Origin of the sequence: Ohessyouella blattaphilus (genome assembly GCF_024721265.1) — a bacterium.
GTDB classification, from domain to species: Bacteria; Bacillota; Clostridia; order Lachnospirales; family Lachnospiraceae; genus Aequitasia; species Aequitasia blattaphilus_A.
On record NZ_JAMXOC010000002.1, the window covers coordinates 72,714 to 89,981 of the forward strand.

Genomic DNA, 17,268 nt, shown 5'->3' on the forward strand with positions numbered 1-17,268 from the left:
TTTATACCTCGCTTATATTTCTTGTGTTTTGGTCGCCGGTGAAAGCGGAGTAAATCCCGCCAACATCTAAAATAATGCTGATGCTTCCATCTCCAAGAATGGTACAACCGCTGATTCCGTAGTCTTTAATTCTAAAATTATTCAGATACGTAGGCAAAGGCTTAACCACAACTTGTTGTTCACCAATCAAGTTATCAACAAAGAGACAGTAAGAGTGTTCTCCAGATTCAACCCAGATTAGAATGCCATCTTCCATATCCGTTACGCCGTTTTCTAGTTGAAGCAAATCTCGCAGCCTCACAACGGGAAAGAAGTCATTAAGATACTTGATTATCTCTTGGCCTTTGGCATCGCGAATAACATCGGTATTGGTAGCTTTAAAAGATTGCTTAATGTTGGCAATGGGCAAGGTGAATATTTCTTTTCCGACAGAGACGTCCATGCCGTCAACAATAGCTAAGGTAAGCGGAATCTTTAAAGTGGTTGTGCTTCCTTGTCCTTGTTCGCTGGTAATAATTACCGTACCGCCGATAGACTCTACATTCTTTTTGACCACATCAAGACCCACGCCGCGACCGGAATATTCGGTCACTTCATGGTTTGTCGAAAATCCAGGAAGCATCAGGAGAGAAAGAATCTCTTTCTTGCTATAGGCGTCGGCTGGTTTGGTGAGCAGTCCATTTTTCTCGGCTTTTTTAAGAATGGCTTCGGTGTCCATTCCCTGTCCATTGTCGGTAACGGTGATAATTACTTCGCTGCCGGTGTGGCTCGCACTAAGAGTGACTTCTGGTTGTTCTTCCTTTCCGGCTTGTAGTCGCGCTTCCGGGCTTTCGATACCGTGATCGATGGCATTGCGAACAATGTGCATTAAAGGATCGGAAATCCCGTCCACAATAGTTTTATCTACCTCGGTATCGGAGCCGATAAGGGTAAGCTTAACGTTTTTACCAAGACTCTTATTCATATCGCGAACAATGCGATTCATTCGCTGAAAGACGCCAGAGACGGGTACCATTCTTAGGGACATGGCAATATCTTGAAGTTCATCGGTTAGTTTGCGAAGTTGCCGGGCGGATTTTAGAAAGCTATCATCCTTAAGGCCCAGGCGTTCAGGGATGGCGACTACCATAGATTCTGTGATCACAATCTCTCCAACCACCGCAATTAATTTGTCTAGCTTGTTAAGGCTTACATTGATTAAATCCTGTTTTATATTTGCTTTTGGTATCGCTTTCTCAGGCTTTGCCTCGTTTACTTCAGCGGTCACACTGGGCTCATCTTCAGTTATAGCTGCCAGCTTAGGTTGAATTAATTCATAGGAGCGAATGCTTCCGGAATTTTTGATGGTCTCAATCGCTTCTTTTGCTAAGGATTCACTGTCAAAGAAAAGCTTAAAGCCTTGGTCAATAATTGTTTCTGAAGAGGCAGCGTTTGTTTCCACATCTTTCGGCGAATAGGTAAAAGCAAGGCCCTCGCCTTCTAGAGCGCTTACAAGCATAAAGGCACGTAGGTTTTCCATGCCACAGTCGGTGTCGAAGTTTATTAACACTTGATAGCTATGCTTGTCATCGATGGTATCTACCTCCGTCTTAGTCGGTAGGGCTTCGCCCTTTAATTTTTTGATAAAGGTATTTATTTTTAGGGTTAAGCCGTCTGTATCCTGGGATAGCGGGAGATCCGCTTTCACTTTCTCGTACTCTAGTCGGAGAGTGTCCATTGAATCAAACATTAATTCAAAGAGTTGATTTCGTTGTTTGCCACTTAAACTATCCATACCATTTTCGCGAATATAGAAGAAGAGATCTTCGATATGATGAGCGATTTCCATTAGCGAGTGGTATTCAAGCATTGCTGACGAGCCTTTGATAGTGTGCATATTTCTAAATATTTGGTTGGTTTCATCTACAGAAAAAGTCCCTTCCTGCTCGGCGCTGATGAGCAAATCATCAAGCTCTGCCAGAAGAGAATCCGTTTCAAATAGATAGGCCTCTAAGAGGGTGTCATTTACGTTATCCATATTTTTTATACCTCGGTTATTTGTTTTTTTCCAACTTGCATCAAAAGAATCCGTATGATAATGTACAGATAGTATATCGACAGAAGTTGATAAAAAATAAGAAATTTGGGGATGAAAATATGACAAATATTTTAAAAGTCACAACACCGGTTAGCGGCTATGAGAAGACGGCTCCGGTTAAGAACAAAGGACTGAGAAATACGGAAAATACGGCGGAGGCAGCTAGTAAGGATGAGAAAGGGGCACCGCTAGAACAAGACAAAGCCTTAGGGGAGGGCAGTGTCAGTAAGTTTCGCTATGAATCCAACTATGGGAATTTTATCAAGCAGCTTCACGAGAGCCCTAGTCTTACAGAGAGTTTGACGAAAGTGTTTGATAGTTTAAACAGTCAGGATATTGGCAATTCACCAGCTGAGTTTATCGCAATGACAGAAGAATTTGTGAATGCGCTTACGGATAGTCCTGAAGAAAGACTTGCTCAGCTAAAGGGAAATGCGCAGACTTCTATTCGGTTTAGTGGCGCTTTTTTCGGAATCTTACGACAAGTTTTAAACGGTGAAGAACCTTTGGAATTAAAAGCGGGGGTCCTGGAGTTTCTTCGGCGTTATACCGATATGGCAGAAACGCCGCGTCTGCTTGAAAGTATAAGATATACCTTGGCGAGCATTGACAAGTGGATGTATAAAGATGCAAAGATGCAATTGGCTGAGTTAACGTCTGGTCTTACCTTTGGAAAAGATGAGATGGCATCTGAGTTGCAGGTACTAAGGGATAAGGTGCTGCCATTTTTAAATCTTTATATTTCCCGCATGAATGAAAGAGGTAGTCTAAGAGATTTGTCAGCGCTTTTAGGAAATCTGCTGGGTAGATGTGAAAACGGAGCGCCTACGCGAGTGGAAGAGGCGTTTGCGGAATTAATGAAGTTCCAAGGAATGCAAAAATATCTGGCAGGGGCGAATCCTTCGGCGATTTTACAGGTACTAGCAAATAGCGATTATGAGAAGGCAAAAAAGGAACAGAAGTGGGTGGAAAAATTCCGGCAACTTGTGAGCGCGGGTGTAACTGGGAAAGCGGGAAAAGAGCAACAACAGATGTATAAGGATATTCTCCAGGCGATGATCGTAAATGAAAGTGTCTATATGCCTATTTTGCATACGCTGATTCCCTATCAAGCGGATGGCAAGGTAAGGTTTAGTGAAATGTGGGTGGATCCTGATGCGGATAAAACAAGCGAGGAAAGCCCTGGTAAAAGAGGGAGCAAGTGCCTTGTTAAATTTGACATTGATCAGCTAGGCAAGTTTGATTTGTTTTTATATCATCAAGATGGAAAAGTAAAAATGCAGCTAAATGCACCAGAAAAAGTTAAAGACAAACTGGAAACGGTGCGTACCGATTTGACAAAGCTAATCACAAAAAACGGCCTAGAAGCAGAGGAGCTATACGTGGAGACAGGTAAACCGGCGATCCCGTTAACGGAGGCGTTTCCGCAGATTATGGAAAAGGAGAATAGTGTGAATGTCAGAATATAATAGCAAGCACAAAGCAGTTGCCCTTAATTATGATACGGAAAAGAATATGGCACCGGTTATCGTTGCCTCGGGGATGGGATATGTGGCGGAAGAGATGCTGAAAGTAGCGGCCGAAGCAGGGGTGCCGATATATGAGGATAATTCTCTAGCGACACTTCTTACGCAATTGGAACTAGGGATGGAGATTCCCGAAGAGCTTTACCAAGTAGTGATAGATATCTATTTGTATTTCCTTGATTTTCAAGAAGAATAGTTAAAAGTGCCAGAGAATCGCTCTCTGGCACTTTTTTTAATACTTATCATCGCTTCCAGTGAAGCGTTCTTCATAGACGTATTCCGTTGTTTCCGGTGTTGTTAGCGCCTTAAAGCGTTTTTTGTCTTGGCTGCGTTTGTCATTGATTTTAAAATTGCCAATCAATTCGCTAAGAAGTCGAGCCTGTCCGGACAATTCTTCACTAGAGGCGGCACCCTCTTCGGCGGTTGCCGAGTTTGTTTGGACGACACTAGAGATTTGATCCACACCTTGGGTGATTTGGGCAATGGCATCGGCTTGCTCTTTAGAAGATGTGGAAATGTCGTTAATTAAATCGACAACGCCGCTAGTATGAGAAGAGACTTGATCAATGGCCTTTGCCGTTGCCCCGGCAATTTGGGTACCATTTTCTACAGCGGCGATGGCATTTTTAATAAGAGCAGTGGTATTTTGGGCAGCGTCTTGGCTTTTCCCGGCCAGATTGCGAACCTCATCAGCAACGACGGCAAAACCTTTACCTGCAGAACCAGCGCGCGCCGCTTCAACGGCTGCATTAAGAGCGAGAATATTCGTTTGGAAAGCAATGTCCTCAATCGTCTTAATAATCTTGCCGATTTCACCGGAAGCTTCACCGATGGCGGCCATAGCAGCGGTCATATCGTTCATTTGTCGATTGCCTTCAAGAATCGACTCGCCGGCTTTTGTGGCAAGGTCATTGGCCTTAGTCGCGTGTTTGGCATTGGCGACAACGGCTGTAGAAATTTCGTTTATTGTGGCCGCCAGTTCTTCCACCGAGCTGGCTTGCTCGGTAGCGCCTTGGGAGAGAGCTTGGGTGCCACTTGCCACTTGATCAGCGCCTAAATCCACCTGAATAGCGGCTTCAGCAATTTGCGCCAAGGTACCGTTTAAGCGGGTGCAAATGCCCTTGATCGAGTCTAATAGGGGGGCGAAATCACCCACATATAGATTTTCACATTCGGAATTAACCGTAAAGTCACCCTCGCTCATTCCCCCTAAAAGTTTCTGCTCATCGCCGATGATACCTTTTAAGGTAGTAACAATTGTTATAGAGGCTTCTTGCATATCGATGATTTCCGTGCAGCCTTTCATTTTTGGCACAGGCGAGGAAAGGTCCCCTTTGGCCAAAGCATCTAAACGCTTTGCACACGCCCTTACAGGTGCGGCAATGCCTTTGTTTAGGCGGATAGTAATAACGACAATGGCCACAATGGAGATTACAAATAGGAGGATAGCAATATAGGAGATAGTATTTGAAGTAGCGTCTAATTCGCCAACGGCTTCATTTCCGGAACTTTTCTTATCCTCAGTCATCGCTCCAAGAGTGGTCATGGCGTCTTGGTAAAGGGGCTCGATGGTTTCATGAGCCTGTGCTTCTAAAAGTTCTAGCTCTGCTTGAGAAGTTGTCGCGCCAACCTTGCCTGCAAGGGCACTTAGAGTGTCCCGGTAGCTCTCATAGACCTGAGTGTACGCAAGGTATTGTTCCTCTACTTTCGCACTAACAATGCCGTTTTTGATGGTTTCATTAAGAGCATCTAAATGATCTAAATTATTCTTGGTTAGTTCTTGTGCCTTTTCTCTGTCGGTAGCTTTTGTAGAAGCTATAGCGGCATATAAATCAGCCTTAGCATCGGCAATGGCAGTACGACTTTCTCCAATATCAGCTAAAGCAAAGCCGTAGTTCTTAAGGGCTTCATTGTAGGTGTCGTTCATCCAGATGTTGAGACAAAAGCCTAGAGCGCCAGAAAGGTTAGCGAGGATAGCGATTAAGATAAAGGCACTAATCAGGCGAGCTTTAACGGTTTGTTGGTTACGTTTTAATAGTTTTAACATAATTCCCCTCTTTTCTAAAAAATATACTCACAACATGAATATCGTCAACGTCCGCAAATTTATAAGTGATTTTAGTATGTGAAATTGCACAAAAAATAAGAAACGAAAAAAAATAATTCAAAAATTTTCCTGCAAAACAGAGAAAAATATTTGATTTATTGACTTTAAAAAGAAAAAAATGTAGTCTGATTTAAAGATATATACTATAGATATCTTTGGGGAGTGACAAATTTAATATATGATCTAGCAAGGAATTTGCAAACACAAAAAATGGGGGAGTGTGTAATTGTGAGTATGCCAGAGGGGAAAGCATCTAGTAAGATGACGTCGGGGGACGTTGTCTGCATTTCTGAATGGGATGGTTCGGAGATCTATTACCTAAATCAAGAAGGTGAGAAGATTGAGGAACGTTTCCGTCTTACTGAAATGGTGTCAGCACCATATCAAAAAAACACCAAAAACGAAACTACATCTGCCTCAGAGCACTATGAATTTGAGATATATAGTGAAAGTCTGGGGATACCGATTGCCGTACAAGAGATGGCAATTACTTTGGATGGAAAAAAATATCGATTAACCATTGCTCGTGATATATCGTTTCAGCAACACGATGATTTAACGGGAACGTTTAATCGAAAAAAATATGTGCAAAAAATAGCCGAGATTAAGGTGTCAAATGAAAAAAACTTTGGGATTTTGATTGTGGATATTGACAATTTAAGAAGGATTAATCGGGACTTTGGTCGCCTATGGGGCGATTCTATGCTAAAGTACACGGCCAATGTTTTGCAAAATGCCTTCTCTGATCCGGTGTACCGTACAGGTGAAGATGAGTTCTTAGTATTTGCTCAAAGCATTACGAAAGAAGAATTTCGAGAGCAGGAGCAGCGGTTGCTTGAGCAAACCGTAGAAGATGAGCAGTTCCAAGTATCGATAGGTGCTACTTGGCACAGCGGTCAAGTCGATATTGAAGAGCAAATTCTCAATACCGGTGACCGCCTGCGGGTTAACAAATTGAATGCTCATAAGAAGAATCCGGGTTCGGGAAATAAATTTAGAGGAAAGCTTACGGAAAAGCTTTTGAAGGATATAGCCGATGACCGCTTTTTGGTTTATCTACAACCGCAAATTGATTTGCAAACGGAGAAAATTGGCGGTGCGGAAGCACTGGTACGGTATCGTACGAAAGAGGGGAAAATCGTTCCGCCCATTGATTTTGTGGGAAAGTATGAAAGCGAAGGGATTATCAACTATATGGATCTCCATATGCTGGAAAAGGTTTGTAAACTTTTGCATAAGTGGCAGAGTCAAGGGCTAAATCCAGGAAATGTGTCCGTGAATTTCTCGCGAGTAACCATGATGGTCTCAGGGATTGTGAAGCAGGTGTGTGAAATTTGCAATAAGTATCGCATTGATCCGTCATTAATCACCATTGAAGTGACGGAGAGCATTGGTCTTTTAGAACGCCAAGAGTTAAGAGCGCTTTTAGAAAATCTACAACGAGAAGGCTTTCGGATATCTTTAGATGATTTTGGGTCCCGCTATTCCGACCTAGCGATTCTTTCGATCGGTAATTTTAATGAAATTAAATTAGATAAAAGCCTAGTGGATCAGATTGAAAGTAAATCAAAGGCCCGAACAATTGCGGCATACGTTCTCCAAATGTGCATGGGCTTAGAAACGTCTCATACCGTGGCTGAAGGGATTGAGAATATCTCGCAAAAGGCAATTTTGAAACGCTTTGGTTGCAAATTAGGTCAAGGATATCTCTTTGATAGACCGTTACCGGTTGCTGAATTTGAACAAAAGTATTTGTTAAGCGCGAAGGAGGAAACGCATGAGTGTAGGGAATAATCTTTGGGGAAATTCTATCAATATGATGAGCAAGTCGTTGGATTATCTGTGGGCAAAGCAGAAAGTGACGAGTGATAATATTGCGAATGCAGAAACCCCGGGATACAAATCAAAGTATATTACATTTGAAGAGAGCTATCAAAACAAATTGAAGGCGACAGCAAAGAAAAGTGGCCGGGAGGCAAGCTTAGCGATTGGCAGCGCCAGATATCAGGTAAAAGAAAACAACGGGGAATCAGCTAAGCTAGATGGCAATAACGTGAACACAGAAGTACAAATGATTGAACTAACGCGGACAGCGTTACAGTACCAGTACGGGATCGAAAGCGTAAACAAAGATATTGCAAGATTAAGTACCGTAATTAAGGGACAATAGGGGGCGAGAAGATGGAAGCACAGTTTATTAGATCAACCACACCGACATCTAGCATTAGTGAATTGTACCGTTTACAGGAGAATTCACAAGGTGAAAAAGGATTATTTAAAAGTGTCTTTGAGGAAGCGATTGGGACGGTTAAAGAGGCGGAAAACAACTTGGCAAATCAACAATATTTACTGGCGACGGGACAAATTGACGATGCTCATACGGTGCAGGTGGCAGCCTCGGAAGCCCAATTGGCGGTGGATATGCTGGTTCAGTTGCGAAACAAAGCTTTAGAAGCGTATAACGAATTGATGCGAATGGGAATATAATGGATAAGTTTAAGGAATACAAAGATAAAGCAACGGCATTTTTAAAAAAATACAATCGAAAAACCAAAATCACTTTTGTTGCGACCTTCTTTGGGATCTTAGTGCTAGCAATTGTTGTTGCAGCGATTTTAAATCAACAAAGATTTACGGTTTTATATTCTAATATCACCCAAGATGAAGCGAATCAGATTATTGCTAAGCTTGGAGAGGCCGGAGTAGATTATCAGTACGACGAAAGCGGTACGATTAAAGTTCCTGAAGAAGATGCCGATCAAGCAAGGGCGGATTTAGCGGCAGAGGGTTATCCAAAAAATGGATTTGCCTACGATGTTTTTACTGCAAACGCAGGCGGGATGACTACGGATTCCGAAAAGCAAACGTATAAGCTTTATGAATTGCAAAACCGCATAGGAGCAACCATTCGTTTGTTTGATGACGTAAAGGATGCGAAAGTGACGATCGCGTTAAATGAAGAGGATAAGTACGTACTTAGTGATAGCAGTGACGAACCAAGTGGCACCGCTTCGGTGGTTGTAATGATGAATGATGGTGGTTCGCCTTCGGAAAAGCAAGCCTCTGCAGTTCAGCGCTTAGTGGCTAAAAGTGTTCCCGGTATGGAAATGGAGAATGTGGCGGTCTTTGACGGAAACGGAATTGAGGTTTCTGTTGGGGGGGCTAGCAGTAGTACCACCTCGGGAAATGTTGCTGAAGAAATTGCGCGGCTAATCGAAGCGCAGTTAACCCAGAAGGTATTAAACGTACTTGGTCCTTTTTACGGTAGCGAGAATATTCGCGTATCTGCTAGAGGAACCGTAGATATGCAAAAAGTGGTTCGAGAGACAACTACTTACGAAACACCGGAAAAAATCAGTGAGGAAGATAAAGAAGGGATTATCGCTAGTGAAAGTACCACGCGAGATGTGAGTGGTGGCGGGGCTTCTGCAGGTGGTGTAACCGGGACAGAGGCCAATGCCGATCAAAGTGAATATAACGCCGGCACTACCGATGAAAATGGCGGAGCGCTAAGCGAAAGTGCAACCCGAGATTTTCTCGTTAACCAGATTAAAGAGCTAGGCGAGATTGATCCAGGTGTTCTTAAGGATATGACCATTGCAATTGCTATCAATAGCGACACGTTGCTGGAGCTTAATATGAATCAACTGCGAGATCTCGTAGGGAATGCTACGGGAATTGCCGCTACCGACAGGCAAAACAAAATCACGATTGTAAACGCTCCTTTTCATCAAAAGGAAGAGGTAGAGGAGAAAAGTGTAGTGGCAGATGCTTTCATTGAGAAAATAAAGAATAAATGGCCGCTTATAGCCATTGCCGGCGGTGTACTTTTACTTCTAATCGCTATTATTATCATTATTTCGAAACGACGAAAAAAAAGACATCCAGAGGATGAGGAGTTTGAAAAATTTATTATTCCTGACAACACTTTAAACCCGGAAATTCTAAATATGAAAAATGAGAAAAGCCGAGAATTAAGAGAAAATGTAAGGGGATTTGTGGATGATAATCCAGAATTATCAGCCCAGATGATTAGGAATTGGTTAAACGGAGGAACACAAGATGGAGGCGACTCGCCAGAGTAGACAAGATAAGTTGAATATTGGCCAGAAGGCAGCGGCAGTGATTGCTGCGCTGGGGGCAGAAAAAGCGTCAAAAGTCTACAAGTATTTAAACGAAGACGAAGTCGAAAAACTAACCTTAGAGGTGGCTAGATTAGGTCATGTGGAAGCAGAGCAAACAGAAAAAGTACTGGATGACTTTTACAAAACATGTCTAACGCAAAAAGTGGTTACCGATGGCGGAATGGAGTATGCAAGGGCGGTATTAGAAAAGGCCTATGGCGAATCGGTGGCTCAAGAGCTTCTAAAAAAAGTTGGCAAACACATGAAGGGGCGTTCCTTTGATTTTATCAAACGCGGGGATACGAAAAATCTAATTAGCTTTTTACAGCACGAACGTCCACAGACGATAGCCTTAGTTCTTTCCTATGTGGATCCGAACCAGGCAGCGGAGCTTATTAGTAACTTGTCCGATGAAAAGCGCTTAAAGGTTGTAGAGAGCATTGCGCGCATGGAAAGCGCCTCTCCAGAAGTGATAAAGCTAGTTGAGAAGGAATTGGCGAAGAAATTTGACAGTATCTTGACCACCGACTTTATGACGATTGGTGGTATCGATTATATCGCCGGGGTAATGAACCATATGGATCGCAGCAGTGAAAAGGCAATCTTTGATGCCATGTCGCAAGAAGATCCAGACTTAGCGGAAACCATTCGCAAGAAAATGTTTGTCTTTGAAGATATTCTTGGGATGGATAATCGTTCGATTCAGCGTTTTATCAGAGAGTGCGATATGAAGGATGTTGTCTACGCTCTTAAAAATGCCAGCCAGGAAATGCTGGGTATATTTTTTGCTAACATGTCTTCACGAATGTCCGAGACGATACAGTCTGACTTAGAGGTAACAGTTAACGTGAAGCTTCGGGATGTTGAGGAAGCGCAGCAACGAATTGTGGCGATTATTCGAAAATTAGATGAAGAAGGGGAATTGGTATTAGGCAAGGGTGGTAAAGATGATATCATTGCATAAAAATTTTAAAGAGATTGCACCTCATATCCTCTACCCGGATTTCTATAGCGGCGCGGATAACTCAGGTGACGAAAATAGAATAGAGTTGGTCCCAGAAGAAGCTTCCGTTTTAAATCAAACAGCAGAGGAAGTTATGGAAAAGGCCAAGGCCGAAGCTGCCGCTATCCTTGATGAGGCCCGTCGCGCAGGATACGAGGAAGGGTTAGCAAAAGGGTATGAAGAGGGGAAAGCGAGGGCAGAGCAAGAAGGCATTGAACAAATAAGAGCAATGAATGGAGAGCTTGAAAAGAGTGTTCGCGATTGTATCAAGGATCTGGAAAACATTAAAGAAAAGTACGTCGAGCAACACGTCGAAGACCTTAAGAATATCGCGTTAGCAATTGGTGAGAAAATTCTCCAAACAAGCTTAAGGGCGAGTGAAGATGTGGTTAGACGGATGGTACTATCGGCGATCTCGCGAATGAAGAAGACCGCCTGGGCCAAAATCCATATTGGCAGTGGCGGAAAACCACTTGCGGTAACTGGGGACCGAAAATTTCTAAACGAACTGGGAACCCTTTCCGACAATGTTAAAGTAATTCTTTCTGAGGAAGACGAACTGGGAAGTTGTTATATCGAAACCCCAGAAGAAATTGTGGATGCTAGTGTAAAGACCCAGCTAGAGAATATAAAGGATCTTGTGGAGAATGCACGGATATAAGGGGAGCGTATATGTTACAACAAATTCCGGAGATTATTAAAAACGGAAAAACCATGAACCATATTGGGCGGATAGAAAATATTACCGGAATGACGATAGAAGCAAGTGGCGGCAGTGCGAATATCGGCGATATTGTTATGGTACAAAACGGTGATCTAAAAAAAGAAATACCAGCCGAGGTAGTCGGTGTCCGCAACGATAAACTACAGCTAATGGCATATGAAAGCATGCAAGGAGTAGGCTCTGGCTGCTACGTTACCAATACGAAGAAACGCTTAAAAATACCAGTTGGCAATTTTCTTAGAGGCCGCATAATCGACGCCCTAGGGAATCCTTTGGATGATAAAGGACCCTTTGAATCGGAACAGTATTACTATGTGGAAAATACCATGATTAATCCTCTAAGTAGACCACCCATTCGCGAAGAGCTAGGGTTTGGCGTAAAGGCTATTGACGGCTTGAACACCGTAGGTAAAGGACAAAGAATTGGTATTTTTGCAGGAAGTGGCGTGGGTAAAAGTACACTTTTAGGGATGATTGCTAGAAACGTGGAAGCGGATATAAACGTCATTGCCTTAGTAGGTGAGCGAGGCCGGGAAGTACGTGAGTTTATTGAAAAGGACCTAGGTCCAGAGGGGATGAAGCGTTCCATTTTGGTGGTAGCTACGTCAGATCAACCGGCAATGATGCGAATGAAATGTCCGCTAGTGGCAACCACAATCGCGGAATTCTTTAGGGATCAAGGCAAAAATGTGTTACTGATGATGGATTCTTTGACTAGGTTTGCAATGGCGCATCGGGAAATCGGCCTGGCAACGGGAGAACCTCCCATCGCGCGGGGGTATACGCCGTCGATTTACGCTGAGTTTCCGAAGCTTTTAGAGCGAAGTGGGATGTTTGAAAAGGGCTCAATTACCGGAGTTTACACGGTCTTAGTAGAGGGCGACGATACCAATGAACCGGTAGCGGATACCGTTAGAGGAATTCTGGATGGCCATATTGTCTTAACGAGAAAATTAGCTAACCGTGGTCATTTTCCGGCAATTGATATTAGTGCTAGTATCTCGCGATTAATGACCCAAATTACGGAAGCGGAGCATCGAGAATTAGCCGCTAAAATTCGAGATATTATCAGTCTTTATGAGCAGAACGAAGATTTGATTGCGATTGGCGCCTATAAAGCAGGGACAAATCCCAAGCTCGATGAGGCGATTAACAAGATAGAAGCCATTAATAATCTATGTAGGCAGCAAATTGAAGATACGTTTACACGGAGTGAGACTGTAAGCATAATGAAGAAAATTCTTACATAAGGGGGACAAATGAAAAAATTTTCATTCTCATTAGAAAAGGTATTGCGATTCAAGTCGCAAATCGAACGAAATCTACGTAATGAACACGCAAATATTCTTCATGAGATTATACGCCAAGAGGAGAGTATCAAGCGGCTAGAGGAAAAGTATCAAGAAACGTCTAAGGAATTTGAAGAGGTCAAACGCTCAGGTACGACGATTAATAATTTAAGAGCCTATGAAGACTATTGCAAAACTTTGCGTCAAAGCATTGCTCTTGAAGAATACCTACTCACTTTGCTTCGACAAAAGGAAGAAAAAAAGCGGGAAGAAGTGGTAGTGGCAAAACAAGAAACAGCTTCCTTTGATTTACTTAAAGGAAAGCGATTAACCGAATATACAGAAACTTTGAAAAAAAATGAGGAACGGGAATTAGAAGAGTTCATCGCTAGCATCATGCACCAAAAGAAGGGTGCCTAAGAGGGGTAGTAAGTGATTGCTTGAGCAATTGTTTAACTATAAAAATACGAGGGGAAGGAGGAAGGAGTATGAATCAGGTTATTCCAGGTCTAGCGGATGGATTGCTATTTCAAAAGGGGAGCATTACCAAAAAAACGATAGCAACTAATCCAGTAGTTGAATTCGGAGAACTTTTAAATCTCCAGTCCGAGGCGGAAGTAGAGAGCGAAGAAGTCGTAGTGCCGGATATAGCCGGCTGTATAGGCATTCCCATTCCGCAGCTTAAACAGCCAGAAATGAAGACGTTTGCAGGCGAACGAGTATTTGCGAACCAGGTTGTACCAGAACAGGTTGCCGAGTTATCCGGAAAGGCTGTGGAACAGAATCCGAAAACAACCATTGCTTCAGAACAAGAGTCAATTCTTTCAGTTGAAAAGCCGGAGGCAAGGCCGGAGGAAAGGCCGGAGGCAAGACAAGTGTCTAGACCAGAGGTTTTCGCTAATCAGGACGAGCCGAAAGAGAGGTTAGTAGACGGGGTGGAATTAGGTGCTCATCAAGAGATGTTTACCGTAAAGACAGGCGAACAACCAGTTTTGCAAGAAAGTTCCTACACGAAGAGCAAGCCTGTCGTGACCTTGCAGGAGCTGCCAGAGGTGACCGCGCAAAAGCTTAAACAAGAGATTAGAGATTTTGAAATTAAGCTAAAGCCAGCTCATCTTGGGGAAGTTACCATAAAAGCTACGTATGATGAGCAGGGACGCACGATTGTCTCGGTTTTCTGCGAAGAGGCGTCGACTCTTAAAGTCTTGACTCAGGAAGCGCCTAACTTAGCAGGACTAATTCAAGAGCGCTTAGGCACACCGTGCCAAGTGGTGACAGAGTCACAAGCGCCGGATTATCTGGAGCAAGAACAACAGCAAAACCAAAAAGGGCAACAGGAAAAAAATAAGAACGAGAAGCAACAAGAAACCCGGGAAGATGATTTTTTACAGCAGTTGCGCTTAGGGTTACTTTGAGTAAAGGGGGAAAAGGAAATGCCAGATATTTCAGGGGTGACGGGATTTACGAATTATGCGAATCAAGTATCCACAAGAACAGTTGGTGGCGGCGGGGCGATGTCAATTGCCGGGACAGGCTCCGGTGGAGGACTTAGTATTAATGATTTTTATAAATTATTAGCCGCGCAAATACAGTATCAAGATGCCGATAATCCTATGGATACTAGCCAAATGATGGCACAAATGGTACAAACGCAAATGATTTCGGCTATCACCCAAATGTCACAAGTCAATACCATTACCTATGCAAATTCATTAGTAGGTAAGGAGGTGGTTATGGCGGAAGTGGATGAATTGACAGGTCAATTTACTGGAGAACATACAAAAGGGAAAATAGAAGGCCTTATTATGGGCGATAATCCAATTATTTTTGTAAATGGAAAAGCGTATTCGCTGTCGCAGATTATGACTATCGGCGAGGTACCAGAGGACTTCTTAGATCCAGATAAAGATCCAGAGGAAAAACCGGAAGAAATACCAGAAACAGAATAAGCGTTAGGAGATGATGGAATGGGAAGCTTAGATGGCTTAACCAGTGCGAAGGATTTACAGCTTCGGTATCTAACGACAGCGAAATCGGGAATGCAAGTGGCGGCGAGATTACAAGCTACAAATTTTTCGGATTTGCTCCAAGAGAAACAACTATCCGCAGGTGTTGAGTTTTCTAAACATGCGCTGGGACGGATAAAGGAACGCGGCTTAATTCTAAACCAAAACCTGATGAAAGAGCTTAACGAAGCCGTAACAAAGGCGAAAGAAAAAGGAGCTAAAGAAGTGGCGATTATCGGAACGGACAAGGCGTTTATCGTCGATGTAGCTCATAATCGAGTGGTAACAGCTATGAACGCTGCCGAGATGCGAGAAAGTATTTTTACGAATATAGACAGTGCCGTATTAATCTAATCGGTCCTTGATAAGGAGATAGATTGTTAGGACCCTTATGGTCACTACAGTATGGCAAAACAATCAAATAAAAAAGGGGAGTTAATAACATGGTTAAATCAATGTATGCTGCAATTGCAGGACTTAGGACACATCAATCAAAAATGGATGTAATTAGTAATAATATCGCGAACGTTAATACGTGGGGGTATAAAACAAGATCGGCAAATTTCCAAGATGCCATGTATCAAAATATGGTGAACTCAACGGGAGGAAATGTTGCAAATGGTGGTAGCGGTGGTGTCAATGCTTCGCAAATCGGTTACGGTGTAAATATGGGATCGATTACTACCAATTTTGCGACGGGTAGCTGGGGTTATACGGGTAGAAGTTTAGATTGCATGATTAATGGTACCGGGTTCTTTATCGTAGGTCCTATGAAAGAAGGGGAAATTTCGGCAGATGATATCAGTAAAAGCGGTTTGTCTTTATCAAAAGTTGGAATTTTTTCGGTGGATAATAATGGGTATTTGGTCGATGCCTCAGGGAATTACGTGTACGGCTTTGCACCTAATGCCGGCGAGGATGCGGAAGGCTTTGACACCTCGAAGCTAGTCCCGATTAAGGCACCTGTACCTGATGGGGAAGAAGGCGGGAGCGTAATCGCTTCGTATACGATTAAGGCGGATGGTTCCATCACCTGTGTGACGGAAGACTCTGAGACGATTACCATCGGTCAACTAGCAGTCGCCTCGGTTACAAACCCTAACGGCTTGAGTCAAAGTAGCGGTTACTTATACGATATCGGTGAGAATGCAGGTGCGGTATCGGGCATTGCTACTACCGGAGCGACCGGCGAAATCCTCAGTAACTATTTGGAAATGTCTAATGTCGACTTGTCAACGGATATGGCCAATATGATTACCACGCAAAGAGGGTATCAAGCAAATACGAAGATAATTACGGTAACTGATGAAATGCTGGAGCAGCTCGTAAACATGAAAAGATAAGTAGGAGAGAGATTGTGATTGAGCTAACAAAAATCAATGGTGAAGTTATCTTGATTAATTCCTTGCAAATCGAGTACATCGAGTTGATACCAGAATCAAAAATCATCATGATGAATGGGAAGTATCACATTGTCGTAGAAGATAAGGACGAAATCATGGCTCGGACGATCCGGTTTCACCAACAGTCTTACGCGGAGATTAAAGAGAGGAGGGAGGCTTAGTTTATGGATATTACAACAATTATCGGCATTATAGGTGGGATTGCCTTTATCGTGAACGGCATTATGGGTAGTGGGAAGTTAGATAACTTTATTGACCCACCGAGTGTAGTCATTGTTGTGGGTGGCACAATATGTGCTGTTATCGCTAGTTTTCCTCTCAGTAAGTTGAAAAATGTAGGGGCCCACATGAAAAAATTAATTAGTGGGAAGGCGTATAAAGTGGAGCCGGTTATCAATGATTTAGTGGAGTTTGCTCAGATAGCTAGAAAGAATGGTCTGCTAGCCCTAGAGGAAAAGGCGAACAAACTAAAGGATCCTTTCTTCAAACAAGGAATTATGTTAGTTGTGGATGCTACGGAGCCAGACAAGGCGAGGGAAATGCTAGAGATGGAGCTGGATTCGATGATTGGCAGACACGAGGAAGAGGCGGCTATTTATGATAAGGCGGCCGCCTATGCTCCTGCCTTCGGTATGATAGGAACGCTGATTGGTCTTATCAATATGTTAAAAAGTATGGATTTGTCGGAAGGTTCCTCCTCCTCATTAGGAGAAAACATGGCGGTGGCAATGGTAACTACGTTTTACGGATGTATGTTAGCGAATCTTATCTTTGCGCCGATTGCTAAAAAATTGCGAATTCGTAATGAAGAAGAGGTTTTGTATAAGCAAATCATTATTGAAGGCGTTATGGATATTCAAGCAGGTGTGAATCCGAAAAATGTGAAAGAAAAACTGGTCTCTTTACTGCCACAAAAAAGACAACGGTTACTGCTTGAAGGCAAAGGGGCAAACAAAGGCAAGGCGAAAGCCGGTGGCAAACAAAAGAGTGCGGAAGCATAGAAAGGAAG

The 17,268-nt window shown here is 43.1% G+C and carries 18 protein-coding genes; 16 read left to right on the top strand and 2 right to left on the bottom strand.

Going from position 1 to position 17,268, the window contains the following annotated elements; all coding sequences use genetic code 11:
* Window position 1: 1 nt before the first annotated feature.
* The gene (locus tag NHH16_RS02480; RefSeq protein ID WP_262068015.1) at window positions 2-2,017 is read right to left on the bottom strand and encodes a chemotaxis protein CheA; all 2,016 of its coding nucleotides are present in this window, start codon (window positions 2,015-2,017) and stop codon (window positions 2-4) included.
* Between the two features lie 119 nt (window positions 2,018-2,136).
* Between NHH16_RS02480 and NHH16_RS02485 the strand changes: the two genes are divergently transcribed.
* Window positions 2,137-3,546, top strand: coding sequence for a hypothetical protein (locus NHH16_RS02485; protein WP_262068016.1), 1,410 nt, complete (start codon window positions 2,137-2,139; stop codon window positions 3,544-3,546).
* Window positions 3,533-3,799 (top strand): EscU/YscU/HrcU family type III secretion system export apparatus switch protein, encoded by a 267-nt coding sequence (locus NHH16_RS02490; RefSeq protein WP_262068017.1) that lies wholly within the window; start codon window positions 3,533-3,535, stop codon window positions 3,797-3,799. The genes NHH16_RS02485 and NHH16_RS02490 overlap by 14 nt, the downstream gene beginning before the upstream one ends.
* 36 nt (window positions 3,800-3,835) lie before the next feature.
* Here the strand turns inward: NHH16_RS02490 and NHH16_RS02495 are convergent, their stop codons facing one another.
* On the bottom strand, window positions 3,836-5,650 hold the full coding sequence (locus tag NHH16_RS02495) for a methyl-accepting chemotaxis protein (protein WP_262068018.1): 1,815 nt from the start codon (window positions 5,648-5,650) through the stop codon (window positions 3,836-3,838).
* A gap of 294 nt (window positions 5,651-5,944) precedes the next feature.
* Between NHH16_RS02495 and NHH16_RS02500 the strand changes: the two genes are divergently transcribed.
* From NHH16_RS02500 to NHH16_RS02565, 14 genes are all read left to right on the top strand, one after another.
* Entirely contained in the window at window positions 5,945-7,504 is a 1,560-nt protein-coding gene (locus tag NHH16_RS02500; RefSeq protein ID WP_262068221.1) for a bifunctional diguanylate cyclase/phosphodiesterase, read from the top strand.
* Window positions 7,488-7,880 (top strand): flagellar basal body rod protein FlgB, encoded by a 393-nt coding sequence (gene flgB, locus NHH16_RS02505; RefSeq protein ID WP_262068019.1) that lies wholly within the window; start codon window positions 7,488-7,490, stop codon window positions 7,878-7,880. Before NHH16_RS02500 ends, flgB begins: the two co-directional genes overlap by 17 nt.
* Window positions 7,881-7,891: 11 nt before the next feature.
* Window positions 7,892-8,197 (top strand): flagellar hook-basal body complex protein FliE, encoded by a 306-nt coding sequence (locus NHH16_RS02510; protein ID WP_262068020.1) that lies wholly within the window; start codon window positions 7,892-7,894, stop codon window positions 8,195-8,197.
* Entirely contained in the window at window positions 8,197-9,795 is a 1,599-nt protein-coding gene (gene fliF / locus NHH16_RS02515; RefSeq protein WP_262068021.1) for a flagellar basal-body MS-ring/collar protein FliF, read from the top strand. Before NHH16_RS02510 ends, fliF begins: the two co-directional genes overlap by 1 nt.
* Window positions 9,773-10,798: a flagellar motor switch protein FliG gene (gene fliG, locus NHH16_RS02520; protein WP_262068022.1), complete on the top strand. Its 1,026-nt coding sequence runs from the start codon at window positions 9,773-9,775 to the stop codon at window positions 10,796-10,798. Before fliF ends, fliG begins: the two co-directional genes overlap by 23 nt.
* Window positions 10,782-11,498, top strand: a complete 717-nt coding sequence (locus NHH16_RS02525; RefSeq protein WP_262068023.1) for a FliH/SctL family protein — start codon at window positions 10,782-10,784, stop codon at window positions 11,496-11,498. Before fliG ends, NHH16_RS02525 begins: the two co-directional genes overlap by 17 nt.
* 11 nt (window positions 11,499-11,509) lie before the next feature.
* The gene (gene fliI / locus NHH16_RS02530; RefSeq protein WP_262068024.1) at window positions 11,510-12,811 is read left to right on the top strand and encodes a flagellar protein export ATPase FliI; all 1,302 of its coding nucleotides are present in this window, start codon (window positions 11,510-11,512) and stop codon (window positions 12,809-12,811) included.
* 9 nt (window positions 12,812-12,820) lie between these two features.
* Complete coding sequence (fliJ, locus tag NHH16_RS02535) at window positions 12,821-13,270, top strand: flagellar export protein FliJ (RefSeq protein WP_262068025.1); 450 nt, start codon at window positions 12,821-12,823, stop codon at window positions 13,268-13,270.
* A gap of 68 nt (window positions 13,271-13,338) precedes the next feature.
* Entirely contained in the window at window positions 13,339-14,265 is a 927-nt protein-coding gene (locus NHH16_RS02540; protein WP_262068026.1) for a flagellar hook-length control protein FliK, read from the top strand.
* 18 nt (window positions 14,266-14,283) lie between these two features.
* Window positions 14,284-14,799 carry a flagellar hook capping FlgD N-terminal domain-containing protein gene (locus NHH16_RS02545; protein WP_262068027.1) on the top strand — a complete coding sequence of 172 codons (516 nt, stop codon included), beginning with the start codon at window positions 14,284-14,286 and terminating at the stop codon, window positions 14,797-14,799.
* Window positions 14,800-14,817: 18 nt separating this feature from the next.
* On the top strand, window positions 14,818-15,210 hold the full coding sequence (locus tag NHH16_RS02550) for a TIGR02530 family flagellar biosynthesis protein (RefSeq protein WP_262068028.1): 393 nt from the start codon (window positions 14,818-14,820) through the stop codon (window positions 15,208-15,210).
* A gap of 89 nt (window positions 15,211-15,299) precedes the next feature.
* A complete protein-coding gene (locus NHH16_RS02555) occupies window positions 15,300-16,199 on the top strand; it encodes a flagellar hook-basal body protein (RefSeq protein WP_262068029.1) in 900 nt (299 codons plus the stop codon).
* Window positions 16,200-16,213: 14 nt separating this feature from the next.
* The gene (locus tag NHH16_RS02560) at window positions 16,214-16,420 is read left to right on the top strand and encodes a flagellar FlbD family protein (protein WP_262068030.1); all 207 of its coding nucleotides are present in this window, start codon (window positions 16,214-16,216) and stop codon (window positions 16,418-16,420) included.
* Window positions 16,421-16,423: 3 nt separating this feature from the next.
* Complete coding sequence (locus NHH16_RS02565) at window positions 16,424-17,260, top strand: motility protein A (protein ID WP_262068031.1); 837 nt, start codon at window positions 16,424-16,426, stop codon at window positions 17,258-17,260.
* The last annotated feature ends 8 nt before the right edge of the window (window positions 17,261-17,268 follow it).